General features: G+C 69.5%; 10 protein-coding genes. 6 read left to right on the top strand and 4 right to left on the bottom strand.

The window, feature by feature from the left end; genetic code table 11:
- Positions 1-33: 33 nt before the first annotated feature.
- The 4 genes from ACFTZL_RS26335 to metH all read right to left on the bottom strand — a co-directional run bounded on the left by ACFTZL_RS26335 (position 34) and on the right by metH (position 8082).
- Positions 34-1617, bottom strand: a complete 1584-nt coding sequence (locus tag ACFTZL_RS26335; RefSeq protein ID WP_382587513.1) for an ABC transporter substrate-binding protein — start codon at positions 1615-1617, stop codon at positions 34-36.
- A gap of 108 nt (positions 1618-1725) precedes the next feature.
- Positions 1726-3330, bottom strand: a complete 1605-nt coding sequence (locus ACFTZL_RS26330) for an ABC transporter substrate-binding protein (RefSeq protein WP_382587511.1) — start codon at positions 3328-3330, stop codon at positions 1726-1728.
- Positions 3331-3738: 408 nt separating this feature from the next.
- Positions 3739-4440: an HAD family hydrolase gene (locus ACFTZL_RS26325; protein WP_382587508.1), complete on the bottom strand. Its 702-nt coding sequence runs from the start codon at positions 4438-4440 to the stop codon at positions 3739-3741.
- A gap of 126 nt (positions 4441-4566) precedes the next feature.
- The gene (gene metH / locus ACFTZL_RS26320) at positions 4567-8082 is read right to left on the bottom strand and encodes a methionine synthase (protein WP_382587505.1); all 3516 of its coding nucleotides are present in this window, start codon (positions 8080-8082) and stop codon (positions 4567-4569) included.
- A gap of 305 nt (positions 8083-8387) precedes the next feature.
- Here metH and ACFTZL_RS26315 point away from each other — a divergent pair, with 305 nt between their 5' ends.
- The 6 genes from ACFTZL_RS26315 to ACFTZL_RS26290 form a co-directional block, all read left to right on the top strand.
- Positions 8388-9161 carry an IclR family transcriptional regulator gene (locus tag ACFTZL_RS26315; RefSeq protein ID WP_382587502.1) on the top strand — a complete coding sequence of 258 codons (774 nt, stop codon included), beginning with the start codon at positions 8388-8390 and terminating at the stop codon, positions 9159-9161.
- Between the two features lie 266 nt (positions 9162-9427).
- Positions 9428-10222, top strand: a complete 795-nt coding sequence (locus ACFTZL_RS26310; protein WP_382587499.1) for an MIP/aquaporin family protein — start codon at positions 9428-9430, stop codon at positions 10220-10222.
- A gap of 108 nt (positions 10223-10330) precedes the next feature.
- Positions 10331-11869: a glycerol kinase GlpK gene (gene glpK / locus ACFTZL_RS26305; protein WP_382587496.1), complete on the top strand. Its 1539-nt coding sequence runs from the start codon at positions 10331-10333 to the stop codon at positions 11867-11869.
- 8 nt (positions 11870-11877) lie between these two features.
- A complete protein-coding gene (locus ACFTZL_RS26300) occupies positions 11878-13494 on the top strand; it encodes an FAD-dependent oxidoreductase (RefSeq protein WP_382587493.1) in 1617 nt (538 codons plus the stop codon).
- A gap of 122 nt (positions 13495-13616) precedes the next feature.
- Positions 13617-14288, top strand: a complete 672-nt coding sequence (locus ACFTZL_RS26295; protein ID WP_189726593.1) for a FadR/GntR family transcriptional regulator — start codon at positions 13617-13619, stop codon at positions 14286-14288.
- 157 nt (positions 14289-14445) lie between these two features.
- On the top strand, positions 14446-15366 hold a 921-nt coding region (locus ACFTZL_RS26290), incomplete at its 3' end, for a PAC2 family protein (protein ID WP_382587490.1).

Genomic DNA, 15366 nt, shown 5'->3' with positions numbered 1-15366 from the left:
GCCGAGGCAGGGGGCGCCCTTCACGTGTGTGCGTCACGCGTCCTTGCTGAGCTCCCAGAAGCGGAACACGGTCGACGCGTCGAGGCAGTATTCCAGTCCGTAGACACCTTCGCGCGCGACCGCGTACTGCTTGGCCTGCCACACCGGCAGGACGGGGAGCTCGTCGGCGACGATGTCCTGCAGCTCCCCGAACTCCTTGTCGGTGGCGGCGCGGTTGGTCAGGGCCGCGGTGCTCGGGATGAGCGTGCCGGTGATGGTGTCGTTGTCGTAGTTGTTGCCCAGCACGTTGCCCTTGCCGAAGAAGGGGGCCGTGAAGTTGTCGGCGTCCGGGTAGTCGGGCACCCAGCCCTTCACGTAGACGCCGTACTTGCCGGCCGCGATGTCCTTCTCGTACTGGGCGAAGGAGACCGACTTGACGTCCGCGTCGAACAGGCCGCTGGCGTTGAGCTGGCCGGCGATGGCCGTCAACTCCTGGTCGGTGGCGGGGCCGTAGCGGGACGGGGTCGACCAGAGGGTCAGCTTCACCTTGCCGGTGATGCCGTCGGCACGCAGCGCGCCGGCCGCCTTGGACCGGGAGGGGCGGGCGCCGTAGGTGTCGAAGAAGGCCGTGTTGTGGCCCGCGACACCGGCCGGGATGATCGAGTACAGCGGGGTCGCGGTGCCCTGGTAGACGTCCTTGATGAGGGCTTCGCGGTCGAGCAGGTGGGCGATGGCCTTGCGGACGCCGAGCTTTCCGGCGACCGGGTCGTCCATGTTGAACACCAGGTGCTGGACCTCGGCGCTGCTGCCCTCGACGACCTCGGTTCCGGTGCCGTCGTCGGCCTTCTCCATGTCGGCGACGTCGCCCGCGGTGAGGCCGCGGTAGGCGATGTCGACCTCCTCCTTCTGGATGGCCTGCTTCAGGGCGGTCTGGTCGCCGTCGAAGAACTTCAGCGTCACGCCGGTGTTGCTCACCTTGGCGGTGCCCTTGTAGTTCTCGTTGACGGAGAAGACGGCCTGGCCGTCGTCGAACGAGTCGAGCTTGTAGGGGCCGGAGCCGACGGCCCCGCCGTCCTTGCGCAGCTTGCCCGCGTCGTACTCGTTGTGGTCGACGATGGAGCCGGCGCCGGAGGCGATCTTGCTGGGGAAGGTGGCGTCGGACGTGTTGAGGTGGAACACGACCGTCGTCTCGTCCGGGGTCTCGACCTCGTCCAGCGTGGGGAACATGACCGCGGGCCCGTCGGGGTCGTTGATCTTCAGCATCCGCTCGAAGGAGAACTTGACGTCCTCCGAGGTGAGGGCGTCACCGTTGCTGAACTTGAGGCCGTCCTTCAGCGTGCACCTGTAGACCGAGGTCTGCGTGTCGGTGAAGGCGCAGCTCTCGGCGGCCTCGGGCTGCGGTTCCGTGGCGCCCTTGGGGAAGCTGAGCAGCGACTGGAAGACGTTGTTGAACAACAGCCAGGAGCCGGGGTCGTAGCCGGACGCCGGGTCGGTGGCCAGGACGTCGTCGGACATCCCCACCACCACGTTGGAGCCTTCTCCCGCGGAGTCCCCGGTCTCCGTGCCGCAGCCGGTCAGCAGGCCGGAGGCGAGCCCCGCCACGATCGGCAGGACCGGCCACTGGTTGCGTATGTTCACGTGTGTGCCTTGTCGTCGGTTCTCGAGAACGCCCGGAGCATGTCCCTGGCTCCGGGGCACGGCTCCCCGGGGGCCGCGGTCACAGGCCCCGGGGTTCCAGCGGGTACGTCAGCCGCTCACGCCCCGGCCGAGCTCCCACAACTGGAGCGTCGACGCGGAGTTGAGCGCGTAGGCGGTACCCGTGATGTCGTCGCGCGCGGCGACGTACTGCTTGCCCTGCCACAGCGGCAGCACCGGCACGTCGGAGGCGACGATGTCCTGAATGTCCGTCAGGCTGGTGGAGGCGGACAACCGGTCCGCCTCGCGGCGGGACTCCGGGATCAGGGTGTTGCGGATCTGGCTGTTGTCGTACGGCGAACCAAGGGTGTTGTCCCTGTCGAGGAACGGCGCGAGGAAGTTGTCGGCGTCCGGGAAGTCGGGGAACCAGCCCATACCGTAGACGTCGTACTCACCCTTCTTCTCGGCCGGGCGGAACGTGTCCCACGGCGTTCCCTTGATACCTACGTCGAACAGGCCGCTGGAGTTCAGCTGGTCGCGCAGGACCTCGAACTCCTTCTTCGTGGCCGGACCGTAGTGGTCGGTCGTGTAGTGCAGCGTCAGCTTCACCGGGGTGGTGATGTTCGCCTGGTTCAGCAGGGAACGGGCCTTGGTCACGTTCGCGTCGCCGTACTTGTTGAAGAACGAGTTGGAGTGGCCCGTGACGCTGGCCGGGACCAGCGAGTACAGCGGCTCGGCCTGGGAGCCGTAGACCTTGGAGACCAGCTCGCTGCGGTTGACGACCTGGGCCATCGCCTGGCGCACGGCCTTGGACTCGACGGTCGGGGCGTCGGTGTTGAAGCCCAGGTAGCGGATCTCGAGGCCGGGCATCTCGACGAGGTCGATGCCGGTGTCCGTGTCGCCGGAGAGCTTGCGGATCTGGTCCGGCGCCATGGTGCGGGTCATCAGGTCGATGTCGCCCTTGTCGATCGCCTCGCCCATGGCGTCGGCGTCCTTGAAGGAGAGCATGTCGATCTTGTCGTTGTTCACCTTGAGGCTCCCCTTGTAGTCGGGGTTCCGGGTGAACTCGGCCCTGACCAGCTCGTCGTTCTCGACGTCGGCCTTGAGGGTGTACGGGCCGGAGCCCTGGAGGTCGAAGCCGTCGCGCAGCTTGTTCTTCGGGTACTCGTCGGGGTCGACGATGCCGGCGACGGGGGTCGACAGCTTGTACGGGAAGGTGGCGTCGGCGTTCTTCAGGTGGAAGATGACGTCGCGGTCGCCCTGCGTCTCGACGGTGTCGATGGTGGACAGCAGCGCGAACACGCCGCTGTCGGCCTTGAGGGAGCGGGCGCGGTCGATGGAGTACTTCACGTCGGACGCGGTGACGGGGTCGCCGTTCGCGAACTTCAGGCCGTCGCGCAGGGTGCAGGCGTAGCGCTCGTTGCCGGTGTCGGTGAAGCCGCATCTCTCGGCCGCCTCAGGCACCGGGTCGCCCTCGCCGCGCGGCTGGATCATCAGGGTCTGCACGGTCTGGCGCAGGATGTTCCAGGTGCCGACGTCGTAGGCGTACGCCGGGTCGAGGGGTGCGGGGGCGTCCTTCGAGGCGGTGAACCGGTCCGTGGTGCCGACGACGATCGCGCCGCCGTCGTCGCTCCCGCTGTCGGGCCCGCCGCAGGCGGCGAGCACCGGCGCGAGCAGGCCGATCACGGCCGGCAGCACCAAAGTCTTGCGGTTCATGCTCGAGTTTCTCCAGAGCTGTCGACTCCGTGTATCCGGCATGCAGGGGTGGCGCAGCGGATCACGGGGGTGGGGCGATGTTCTCGCAACGAGATTAGTCCGGGCCGGCAGGAAGGTTCGCAGCGACCGGAGTTGAGCACTCATCACGCTACGGAACCGGGCGTGGACGCACCGAAAACCCGATGGCGGAAGCTTTGGTACAGCGTTCCACCAATCGGGACACAAGGGCACGTCAGCGGCCCCCCACGGCACACGCCGGATCCGCTGTCGACCCCCGGCGGCGTGGGGAACGTCACATCGCAAACGGGTTCCGGAGTACGGTAATTCGACCGCCCGGAGATCGCCCGGAGAGGGTCGAATTCATCTACGAAATTGCCCTCTTAACTCCGCTGCACGCTGGGTGAACAGCTAGAGCATTTCCGTCATCAGCCCGTGCAGAAATGTCAGGTCGACCTCTTCGAGGGAGGTGACGACCGTACGGCGGAGGGCCGGGGCGATGGGAGCCACGGAGGGCACCGCCACGACCTGGCAGCCCGCGGCCTCGGCGGCGGCGACGCCGGTCGCGGTGTCCTCGATGACGGCGCACCGGGCCGGGTCCGCGCCGAGTCCGGCGGCGGCCGCCAGATACGGGTCGGGGTGGGGCTTGGTGCGCGGCACCTCGTCACCGGCCACCGTCAGACGGAAGTGGTGCGCGCCCAGCGAGGTCAGCACCCGGTCGATGATGCGCCGGTGCGAGGCGGAGACCAGGGCCGTGGGGATCTCGTACTCGTACAGCTCGGCCAGCAGCCGGCCGGCGCCCGGCATCAGCGGCAGGGCGCGGTCGATGCGGTCCTCGAAGCCGTCATTGAGCAGCACGGTGAGCTCGTCGAGGGTGATGTCGGCGCCGGTGGCCTCGATCAGGAACCCCGCGCTGCGGGTCATGGGGCCGCCGACCACGACATGGCGCCAGGACTCGTCGAGCGTGTGGCCGAGGGAGGCGAAGACCTCGGCCTCGACGTCCCACCAGAAGCCCTCCGTGTCCACCAGGGTGCCGTCCATGTCGAGGAGCACCGCCTGCAGGGCGGAGCCTTCGGCCGTGCGGGTTCCGAGCGCGGGGACCGTACTGGTCATCCACGTACCTCCTTGAGGGACGTTCAGGCCGGCTCCCACGGGGGGAACCGGCCTGCGGTGGACCGACCAGTCTACGTCGTGCGCGGACGAAGCGCCTCTTTTGGCCCGTGTGCCTGGTGGGGCGGCTCAGCGGGCGTTGAAGTACTTCGCCTCCGGGTGGTGGATCACGATGGCGTCCGTGGACTGCTCGGGGTGGAGCTGGAACTCCTCGGACAGGTGGACGCCGATGCGCTCCGGCTGGAGCAGGTCGGCGATCTTGGCGCGGTCCTCCAGATTGGGGCAGGCGCCGTAGCCGAGGGAGAAGCGGGCGCCCCGGTACTTCAGCTCGAACATGCCCTGCATCTCGTCCGGGTCCTCGCCGGCGTAGCCGAGTTCGGAACGCACGCGCGCGTGCCAGTACTCGGCGAGCGCCTCGGCCAACTGCACGGACAGCCCGTGCAGTTCGAGGTAGTCGCGGTAGGCGTTGGCCTCGAACATCCGGGCGGTCTCCTCGCCGATGCGCGAGCCGACGGTGACGACCTGGAGGCCCACGACGTCCGTCTCGCCGGACTCCTCCGGGCGGAAGAAGTCGGCCAGGCACAGGCGGCGGCCCCGGCGCTGGCGCGGGAAGGTGAAGCGGGTGCGCTCGTTGCCCCGGTCGTCCAGGAGGATCAGGTCGTCGTCCTTGGAGACGCACGGGAAGTAGCCGTAGACCACGGCCGCCTCCAGCAGGTTCTCCGTCTGGAGCCTGTCCAGCAGGCCGCGCAGCCGGGGCCGGCCCTCGGTCTCGACGAGTTCCTCGTACGACGGGCCCTCGCCGGTGCGGTTCTGCTTCAGGCCCCACTGGCCCTTGAACAGGGCGCCCTCGTCGAGCCAGCTCGCGTACTCCTTGAGCTGGATGCCCTTGATCACGCGCGTGCCCCGGAAGGGCGGCTCGGGGACGGGGTTGTCGGTGGCGACGTCGGAGCGGACGTGCCCCTCCTCGGGGCGTTCCTCGACCACGGCCGCGGCGGTGGCCCGGACGCGGCGCTGCTTCAGCTCGGGCAGCTTCGCTCCCGGCACGCCCCGCTTGACGCCGATCAGGGCGTCCATCAGGCGCAGGCCCTCGAAGGCGTCGCGGGCGTAGCGGACCTCGCCCTGGTAGATCTCGTGCAGGTCCTGCTCGACGTAGGCCCGGGTGAGGGCGGCGCCGCCGAGGATGACCGGGAAGTTCGCCGCCAGTCCGCGCTGGTTCAGCTCCTCCAGGTTCTCCTTCATGATCACGGTGGACTTGACCAGGAGCCCGGACATGCCGATGACATCGGCCCGGTGCTCCTCGGCGGCGTCCAGGATCGCGGAGACCGGCTGCTTGATGCCGAGGTTGACGACGTTGTAGCCGTTGTTGGACAGGATGATGTCGACGAGGTTCTTGCCGATGTCGTGCACGTCGCCGCGGACGGTGGCCAGGACGATGGTGCCCTTGCCGGCCTCGTCGGTCTTCTCCATGTGCGGTTCGAGGTGGGCGACGGCCGTCTTCATCACCTCGGCGGACTGGAGGACGAACGGGAGCTGCATCTGGCCGGAGCCGAACAGCTCGCCGACGACCTTCATGCCGTCCAGCAGGGTCGCGTTGACGATGTCGAGGGCGGAGCGCTCCTGGAGGGCTTCGTCCAGGTCGGCCTCCAGGCCGTTGCGCTCGCCGTCGATGATGCGCCGCTTCAGGCGCTCGTCCAGCGGCAGGGCGGCCAGTTCCTCGGCCTTGCCGGCCTTGAGGGACTTGGCGGTGGCGCCCTCGAAAAGCTGCATGAGCTTCTGGAGCGGGTCGTAGCCCTCGGCACGGCGGTCGTGGATCAGGTCGAGGGCCGTGCGGACCTCTTCCTCGTTGAAGCGGGCGATCGGCAGGATCTTGCTGGCGTGCACGATCGCCGAGTCCAGGCCCGCCTTGACGCACTCGTCGAGGAAGACGGAGTTGAGCAGGATGCGGGCGGCCGGGTTGAGGCCGAAGGAGATGTTGGACAGGCCGAGGGTGGTCTGCACCTTCGGGTGGCGCCGCTTCAGCTCGCGGATGCCCTCGATGGTGGCGATGCCGTCCTTGCGGGACTCCTCCTGGCCGGTGCAGATGGTGAACGTCAGGCAGTCGACGAGGATGTCCTCCTCGTGGATGCCCCAGTTCCCGGTCAGGTCGTCGATGAGCCGTTCGGCGATCTCGACCTTCTTCTCGGCGGTGCGGGCCTGGCCCACTTCGTCGATGGTCAGCGCGATGAGGGCGGCGCCGTGCTCCTTGGCGAGCCGGGTGACCTTGGCGAAGCGGGACTCGGGGCCGTCGCCGTCCTCGTAGTTGACCGAGTTGATCACCGCGCGGCCGCCGAGCTTCTCCAGGCCGGCCTGGATGACGTCGATCTCGGTGGAGTCCAGCACGATCGGCAGGGTGGAGGCGGTGGCGAAGCGGCCGGCCAGCTCCTCCATGTCGGCGGCGCCGTCCCGGCCGACGTAGTCGACGCACAGGTCGAGCATGTGCGCGCCTTCGCGGATCTGCTCCCGGGCGATCTCCACGCAGTCGTCCCAGCGGGCGTCCAGCATCGCCTCGCGGAACTTCTTCGAGCCGTTGGCGTTGGTGCGCTCGCCGATGGCCAGGTAGGAGGTGTCCTGCCGGAACGGCACGCTCTGGTAGAGGGAGGCGGCGCCCGGCTCGGGCTGCGGGCTGCGCTCGGTCGGGGTGATGTCCCGGACGCGCTCCACCAACTGGCGCAGGTGCTCGGGGGTGGTGCCGCAGCAGCCGCCGACCAGGGACAGGCCGTAGTCCTGGACGAAGTTCTGCTGGGCGTCGGCCAGGCCCTCGGCGTCGAGCGGGAAGTGGGCGCCGTCCTTGGTCAGGATCGGCAGGCCCGCGTTCGGCATGCACAGCAGCGGGATGCGCGAGTGGCGCGTCAGATAGCGCAGGTGCTCGCTCATCTCGGCGGGGCCGGTGGAGCAGTTCAGGCCGATCATGTCGATGCCGAGGGGCTCCAGCGCGGTCAGCGCCGCGCCGATCTCGGAGCCGAGCAGCATGGTGCCGGTGGTCTCGAAGGCCATCGAGCAGAGCAGGGGCACGTCGACGCCGGTGGCCTCCATGGCCCGGCGGGCGCCCAGGATGGACGCCTTCGTCTGGAGCAGGTCCTGCGTGGTCTCCACGAGCAGCGCGTCGGCGCCGCCGGCGAGCATGCCCTCGGCATTGGCCTGGTAGCCGTCGCGGATGGTGGCGTACGCGACGTGGCCGAGCGTGGGCAGCTTGGTGCCGGGGCCGACGGAGCCGAGCACCCAGCGCGGCCGGCCGTCCCGGGCGGCGTACTCGTCGGCCACCTCGCGGGCGATCCGGGTGCCCGCCTCGGACAGCTCGTGCACGCGGTCGGAGATCTCGTACTCCGCCGCGGCCGTGTGGTTGGCGCCGAAGGTGTTGGTCTCGACGCAGTCCACGCCCACCGCGAAGTACGCGTCGTGGACGGATCGGACGATGTCCGGCCGCGTCAGGTTCAGGATCTCGTTGCAGCCCTCGAGATTCTCGAAGTCCTCGAGCGTGGGGTCCTGGTCCTGGAGCATGGTGCCCATGGCACCGTCGGCCACGACCACACGGGTGGCCAGGGCCTCTCGGAGGGCGGACACGCGGGTCCGGCTGTCAGCGGAAGGGGTCAGCGGCAACGAGGCCATGTAAGAGGGCTCCCTCGGATGCGACGGCTGTCGGCTTTGCGGCTTCCCGGACATCCGCTAGGCATCCGGGGAAGGGCGCACCGCGCCAGCGTAACCGGGAGTCGGCTTGGATGGGCAGCGCGTCCACGACGCGGACGCCGATGGCGGCGGGGCGGCCTTCGGGCGTCCGATGAACCGTCTGTCACGCAACAAATGGCGTCCGGCCATTAGCGAGAGGTCGGCATCGACCGGTAGTGTTCGACATTGCCGAACAAGGGCTGTGGTGCCGCTTGTCGGCGGTCGAAGGGGACGGAGGCAGTACGGCGATGGCACGGAACATCCAGTCGCTCGAACGGGCGGCCGCGATGCTGCGGCTGCTCGGGGGCGGCGAGCGACGGCTCGGCCTGTCGGACATCGCCTCGTCGCTGGGCCTGGCCAAAGGCACCGCCCACGGCATCCTGCGCACGCTGCAGCAGGAGGGCTTCGTGGAGCAGGACGACGCCTCCGGGCGCTATCAGCTGGGCGCGGAGCTGCTGCGCCTGGGCACCACCTACCTCGATGTGCACGAACTGCGGGCGCGCGCCCTGGTGTGGGCCGACGACCTGGCCCGTTCCAGCGGCGAGAGCGTCTACCTGGGCGTCCTGCACCAGCAGGGCGTGCTGATCGTGCACCACGTCTTCCGGCCCGACGACAGCCGGCAGGTCCTGGAGATCGGGGCCATGCAGCCGCTGCACTCCACGGCCCTGGGCAAGGTGCTGTCCGCCTACGACCCGGTGGCGCACAGCGAGGCCCTGGAGAACGACCGCAAGGCGTTCACCGACCGGACCGTGTGCGACCCGGAGGACTTCGAGCACCTCCTCGACGTCACCCGCGCGCGTGGTTACGCGGCGGACGTCGAGGAGACCTGGGAGGGCGTCGCCTCCCTCGCCGCACCCATCCACGACCGGCGGCGCATGCCCGTGGGCTCGGTGGGCATCACCGGCGCCGTGGAGCGGCTGTGCCGGTCCGACGAGGAGGGCGCGGTGCGGCCGGAGCTGATCGCGGCCGTCCGGGACTGTGCCCGCGCGGTGTCGCGGGATCTGGGCGCCGGGCGGTTCTGACGGCACACAGCGGGACCGGGGCGTCGTGCGGCGTTCCGGTCTTCGGCATGTCCGCGGTCACGGGCATCGGAGATCCACAGGACGGGCAGCGATCAGTAACGATCGTGTTTTCGACAACGGAGCTCTTGACGTGCTCGTAACCCCGAAGCAAGACTCCCGTCCATCGGTCGACATTGTCGAACAGCTACCGGCAATACGCGTTAGAGTGGGACAACGCCAGGCCGGTATCGAACTTCCCCCCTGGACGAAGGACAAAGGAGTCGCGGGTGTCCAGCTCCGACATCTTCATCGGCGAGACCATCGGTACCGCCATACTCATCCTCCTCGGCGGCGGAGTCTGCGCCGCCGTCACACTGAAGGCTTCCAAGGCCCGTAACGCCGGCTGGCTCGCCATCACCTTCGGGTGGGGCTTCGCGGTGCTCACGGCGGTCTACACCACGGCGCCGCTCTCCGGCGCCCATCTGAACCCGGCCGTGACGCTGGGCATCGCCATCAAGGACGGCGACTGGAAGAACGTCCCGGTCTACTGGGCCGGACAGATCCTCGGCGCCATGATCGGCGCGGCCCTGGTCTGGATCGCCTACTACGGCCAGTTCCACGCCCACCTCACCGACCGCGAGATCGTCGGCGGTCCGGGTGCGCAGGACACCGCGGCCAAGGCCGTCGAGGCTCAGGAGAAGGGCGCCGGCCCCGTGCTTGGCGTCTTCTCCACCGGCCCCGAGGTCCGGGTCGCCTGGCAGAACGTGGCCACGGAGATCATCGGCACGGCCGTGCTGGTGCTCGCCGTGCTCACCCAGGGCCTGAACGACGAGGGCAACGGCCTGGGCACCCTGGGTGCCCTGATCACCGCGCTCGTGGTGGTCTCCATCGGTCTGTCGCTCGGCGGCCCGACGGGGTACGCGATCAACCCGGCCCGTGACCTCGGACCGCGTATCGTGCACGCCCTGCTGCCGCTGCCCAACAAGGGCGGCTCCGACTGGGGCTACGCCTGGATCCCGGTGGCCGGTCCGCTCATCGGCGGGGCCATCGCCGCAGGCATCTACAACGTCGCATTCGCTTAGGAGCAAGTGGTTCTCGCGCAGGAGCGGCAGTCTTTCCCGCTCCTCGCGAAACTCTCAGCACGCGCCGTACGTAAAGCCCCATAAACACGGAACTTCCAGGAGCACACAGTGACCGACGCGCACACCGCCGGCCCCTTCATCGCCGCCATCGACCAAGGCACGACCTCCTCCCGCTGCATCGTCTTCGACCGCGACGGCCGGATCGTGTCCGTCGACCAGAAGGAGCACGAGCAGATCTTCCCGAAGCCGGGCTGGGTCGAGCACAACGCCACCGAGATCTGGACGAACGTCCAGGAGGTCGTCGCCGGGGCCATCGCGAAGGCCGGCATCACCCGCGACGACATCAAGGCCATCGGCATCACCAACCAGCGCGAGACGACCGTGCTGTGGGACAAGAACACCGGTGAGCCCGTCCACAACGCCATCGTCTGGCAGGACACCCGCACCGACGGCCTCTGTCGCGAGCTCGGCCGCAACGTCGGCCAGGACCGCTTCCGCCGCGAGACGGGCCTCCCCCTCGCCTCCTACTTCGCCGGCCCCAAGGCCCGCTGGCTGCTCGAGAACGTCGACGGCGTGCAGGAGCGCGCCGAGGCGGGCGACATCCTCTTCGGCACCATGGACACCTGGGTCATCTGGAACCTGACCGGCGGTGTCAACGGCGGCAAGCACGTCACGGACGTCACCAACGCCTCCCGCACGATGCTCATGAACCTGCACACCATGCAGTGGGACGACAAGATCTGCGAGTCCATCGGCGTCCCGAAGCAGGTCCTGCCCGAGATCCGCTCCTCCGCCGAGGTCTACGGCGAGATCACCGGCGGCAAGCTGGGCGACCTGCTCGGCGGCATCCCGGTCGCCTCCGCGCTCGGCGACCAGCAGGCGGCCCTGTTCGGCCAGACCTGCTTCTCCGAGGGCGAGACCAAGTCGACGTACGGCACCGGCACCTTTATGGTGATGAACACCGGTGACAAGATCATCAACTCGTACAGCGGCCTGCTGACCACGGTCGGCTACAAGATCGGCGAGCAGGACACGGTCTACGCCCTGGAAGGCTCGATCGCCGTCACCGGCTCGCTGGTGCAGTGGATGCGCGACCAGATGGGCCTGATCTCCACCGCCGCCGAGATCGAGACCCTCGCCCTGTCGGTCGAGGACAACGGCGGCGCCTACTTCGTGCCGGCCTTCTCCGGCCTGTTCGCCCCGTACTGGCGCTCCGACGCCCGCGGTGTGATCGCCGGTCTGACCCGGTACGTCACCAAGGCGCACCTCGCGCGCGCCGTCCTGGAGGCCACCGCCTGGCAGACCCGGGAGATCGCCGACGCCATGACGAAGGACTCCGGCGTCGAGCTGACCGCCCTGAAGGTCGACGGCGGCATGACCAGCAACAACCTGCTGATGCAGACGCTCTCGGACTTCCTGGACGCCCCCGTGGTGCGCCCGATGGTCGCCGAGACCACCTGCCTCGGCGCCGCCTACGCCGCCGGCCTCGCCGTCGGCTTCTGGAACAGCACCGACGACCTGCGCGCCAACTGGCGTCGGGCCGCCGAGTGGACCCCCCGCATGGACGCGGAGATCCGCGACCGTGAGTACAAGAGCTGGCTCAAGGCCGTCGAGCGGACCATGGGCTGGCTCGAGGACGAGGAGTAAGAAACAGCATGACCACTCAGTCCACCCTGCAGTCCGTGCCTGCCCTGGGGACGCACCCGGCCTCCGGCTCGAACCCGAGCCGAGCCGAGACCAGGGAGCAGCTCGCCAAGGCGTCGTACGACCTTCTCGTGATCGGCGGCGGCATCCTGGGCATCTCCACCGCCTGGCACGCCGCGCAGTCCGGCCTCAGGGTGGCTCTGGTCGACGCCGGCGACTTCGCCGGTGCCACGTCCTCCGCCTCCTCCAAGCTGCTCCACGGCGGTCTGCGCTACCTGCAGACCGGCGCGGTGAAGCTGGTGGCGGAGAACCACTTCGAGCGCCGTGCGGTCTCCCGCCAGGTGGCCCCCCACCTGGCGAACCCGCTCACGTTCTACCTGCCCGTGTACAAGGGCGGGCCGCACGGCGCGGCGAAGCTCGGGGCGGGCGTCTTCGCCTACTCCGCGCTGTCGGCCTTCGGTGACGGCGTCGGGCACCTGCTCTCGCCGGCCAAGGCCGCGCAGGACGTGCCCGAGCTGCGCACCGACAACCTCAAGGCCGTGGCCGTGTACGGCGACGACCAGATGAACGACGCGCGCATGGCGCTGATGACGGTCCGCGCGGCCGTCGAGGCGGGCGCGGTGGTCCTCAACCACGCCGAGGTGACGGGCATGCGCTTCACGCAGGGCCGCGTCACGGGCGCCGAGCTGAAGGACCGCCTGTCCGGCGACGAGTTCGGCGTCAGCGCGCGGCTGGTGCTGAACGCCACCGGCCCGTGGGTCGACCACCTGCGGAAGATGGAGGACCCGAACGCGGCGCCGTCCATCCGCCTGTCGAAGGGCGCCCACCTGGTCCTGAAGCGCACCTCCCCCTGGAAGGCCGCGCTCGCCACGCCCATCGACAAGTACCGCATCACCTTCGCCCTCCCCTGGGAGGACATGCTGCTGCTGGGCACCACCGACGAGGAGTTCGAGGGCGACCCGGCGGATGTCTCGGTCACCGACAAGGACATATCCCAGATCCTCGACGAGGCCGCCTTCTCCGTCCGCGACCAGCAGCTGAGCCGCGACCTCATCACCTACTCCTTCGCGGGCCTGCGGGTGCTGCCGGGCGGCCCCGGCGACACCTCCAAGGCCAAGCGGGAGACGGTCGTCACCGAGGGCCGGGGCGGAATGCTGTCCGTCGCGGGCGGCAAGTGGACCACCTTCCGGCACATCGGCCGTACGGTCATGCAGAAGCTGGAGTCGCTGCCGGGCCACCCCCTGGGCGACGACTTCGAGCCGATCAGCTCGCTGCCGAAGAAGCTGCCGCTGCCCGGCATCGCCAACCCGCGCGCGGTTGCCCACCGGCTGCTCACCGACCGCCCGGCGCCCGGCCCGCGCATGGGCGCCGACACCGCCAAGCACCTGGCCACGCACTACGGCTCGCTGGCGTTCGACATCGCCCGCATGGCCAACGACAGCCCGGAGCTCGCCGAGCGCGTGCACCCGGACGCCCCGGAGATCTGGGCGCAGGTCGCCTGGGCCCGGGACCACGAGTGGGCCGAGACGCAGGACGACGTGCTGCGCCGCCGGACGACGCTGACGATCCGCGGCCTGGCCACGGACGACGTCCGCGCCAAGGTCCAGGATCTGCTCGACAAGAAGTAGGCGCGATTTCTCGACCCGTACCCGAGGGGGCGGCTCCACGCCGACGGAGCCGCCCCCTCCGCGTGTCCGTCCCCGCATAATGACGTGATACGTCGGAGGTCTTAAGCGACAGGAGGCCGGCCATGGCAGTCACCGACGAGGCGATCGAGAAGATCAAGGGAATGATCGTCTCCGGCGCGCTGCGCCCGGGCGACCGGCTGCCCAAGGAGAGCGAGCTCGCCGCCGATCTCGGCCTGTCCCGCAACTCCCTGCGGGAGGCCGTGCGCGCGCTCTCCCTCATCCGGATCCTGGACGTCCGGCAGGGCGACGGCACGTATGTGACGAGCCTCGACCCGCAACTCCTGCTGGAGGCGATGAGCTTCGTCGTGGACTTCCACCGCGACGACACGGTCCTGGAGTTCCTCGCCGTACGCCGCATCCTGGAGCCGGCCGCGACGGCCATGGCGGCGCTGCGGATCAGCGAGCAGCAGCTCGACGCGCTCACGGCCCAGCTCGACAAGCTCGGCGACGCCCCGTCCGTGGAGGATCTCGTCGCCTGCGATCTGGAGTTCCACCGGGGCATCGTGCACAGCTCGGGCAACTCCGTGCTGTGCTCGCTGCTCGACGGGCTGTCCGGCCCCACCACCCGGGCGCGGATCTGGCGCGGCCTCACCCAGGAGGACGCCGTCGGCCGCACCCTGCGCGAGCACCGGGCGATCCTCGCGGCCCTGCGCGACCGGGACGCCGAGGCGGCGCGGTCGTGGGCGACCGTGCACATCGCGAGCGTGGAGCAGTGGCTGCGCTCCACGCTGTGACCGGAGCCTCACGGACAGCTCGGATGAATCCGGGGTGTTCAGGGGCGGATCGCGGGGCAGTGATGGGGTCACTCCCCCTGCGAGGGGGCTGCGGGCGCCCCCTTGGCACGCCGTAAGGTTGGGGCGTTCGTGAGGGTACGTCGGAAGGAGGCACTGGGTGATCGAGCTCGAGGGGGTTCCCGAGCTGGTCGACCCGGTCATGGTGGCCGCGTTCGAGGGCTGGAACGATGCCGGCGACGCCGCCTCCACCGCGGTCGCGCATCTGGACAGGGAATGGAAGGGCGAGGTGTTCGCGGCGCTGGACGCCGAGGACTACTACGACTTCCAGGTGAACCGCCCCACGGTGTTCATGGAAGCGGGCGTCCGTAAGATCACCTGGCCGACGACACGGCTGTCGGTGGTCCGGGTCGGCGGGGACAAGCCCCGCGATCTCGTCCTCGTCCGGGGCATCGAACCATCCATGCGGTGGCGCTCGTTCTGCAACGAACTGCTGGGCTTCGCGCACGAACTGGGCGTGGAGCTGGTGGTCGTCCTGGGCGCCCTGCTCGGCGACACCCCGCACACCCGTCCGGTTCCGATCAGCGGGACGACGTCCGACGCCGACCTGGCCCAGCGGATGGACCTGGAGGAGACCAAGTACGAGGGCCCCACGGGCATCGTGGGCGTCCTCCAGGAGGCGTGCACACACGCGGGCGTACCGGCCGTCTCGCTGTGGGCGGCGGTGCCGCACTATGTGTCGCAGCCGCCGAACCCGAAGGCCACGCTGGCTCTCCTGAACCGCCTGGAGGACCTGATCGACGTGCGCATCCCGCTGGGCGAGCTGCCCGAGGACGCGCGCGCCTGGCAGGTGGGCGTGGACCAGCTCGCCGCCGAGGACAGCGAGGTCGCCGAGTACGTCCAGTCGCTGGAGGAGGCCCGGGACACCGCCGAGCTGCCGGAGGCCTCGGGCGAGGCCATCGCGCGCGAGTTCGAGCGCTATCTGAGACGCCGGGACGGCGGCGGACCGACCGCCTCCGGCGGACACGCGACGGCGGACGGCAGCGACAGCACGTCGTATCTGCGGGACAGCCCCAGCGGC

This window comes from Streptomyces sp. NPDC056948 (assembly GCF_042674225.1).
Classification (GTDB): domain Bacteria; phylum Actinomycetota; class Actinomycetes; order Streptomycetales; family Streptomycetaceae; genus Streptomyces; species Streptomyces purpurascens.
This window is presented reverse-complemented; position numbering and strand designations above follow the sequence as displayed.

Excerpts from the sequence above, each read along its gene's own strand:
- metH (WP_382587505.1), bottom strand. The coding sequence starts at position 8,082 with ATGGCCTCGTTGCCGCTGACCCCTTCCGCTGACAGCCGGACCCGCGTG.
- ACFTZL_RS26330 (WP_382587511.1), bottom strand. The coding sequence starts at position 3,330 with ATGAACCGCAAGACTTTGGTGCTGCCGGCCGTGATCGGCCTGCTCGCG.
- ACFTZL_RS26295 (WP_189726593.1), top strand. The coding sequence starts at position 13,617 with ATGGCAGTCACCGACGAGGCGATCGAGAAGATCAAGGGAATGATCGTC.
- ACFTZL_RS26315 (WP_382587502.1), top strand. The coding sequence starts at position 8,388 with ATGGCACGGAACATCCAGTCGCTCGAACGGGCGGCCGCGATGCTGCGG.
- ACFTZL_RS26325 (WP_382587508.1), bottom strand. The coding sequence starts at position 4,440 with ATGACCAGTACGGTCCCCGCGCTCGGAACCCGCACGGCCGAAGGCTCC.
- ACFTZL_RS26300 (WP_382587493.1), top strand. The coding sequence starts at position 11,878 with ATGACCACTCAGTCCACCCTGCAGTCCGTGCCTGCCCTGGGGACGCAC.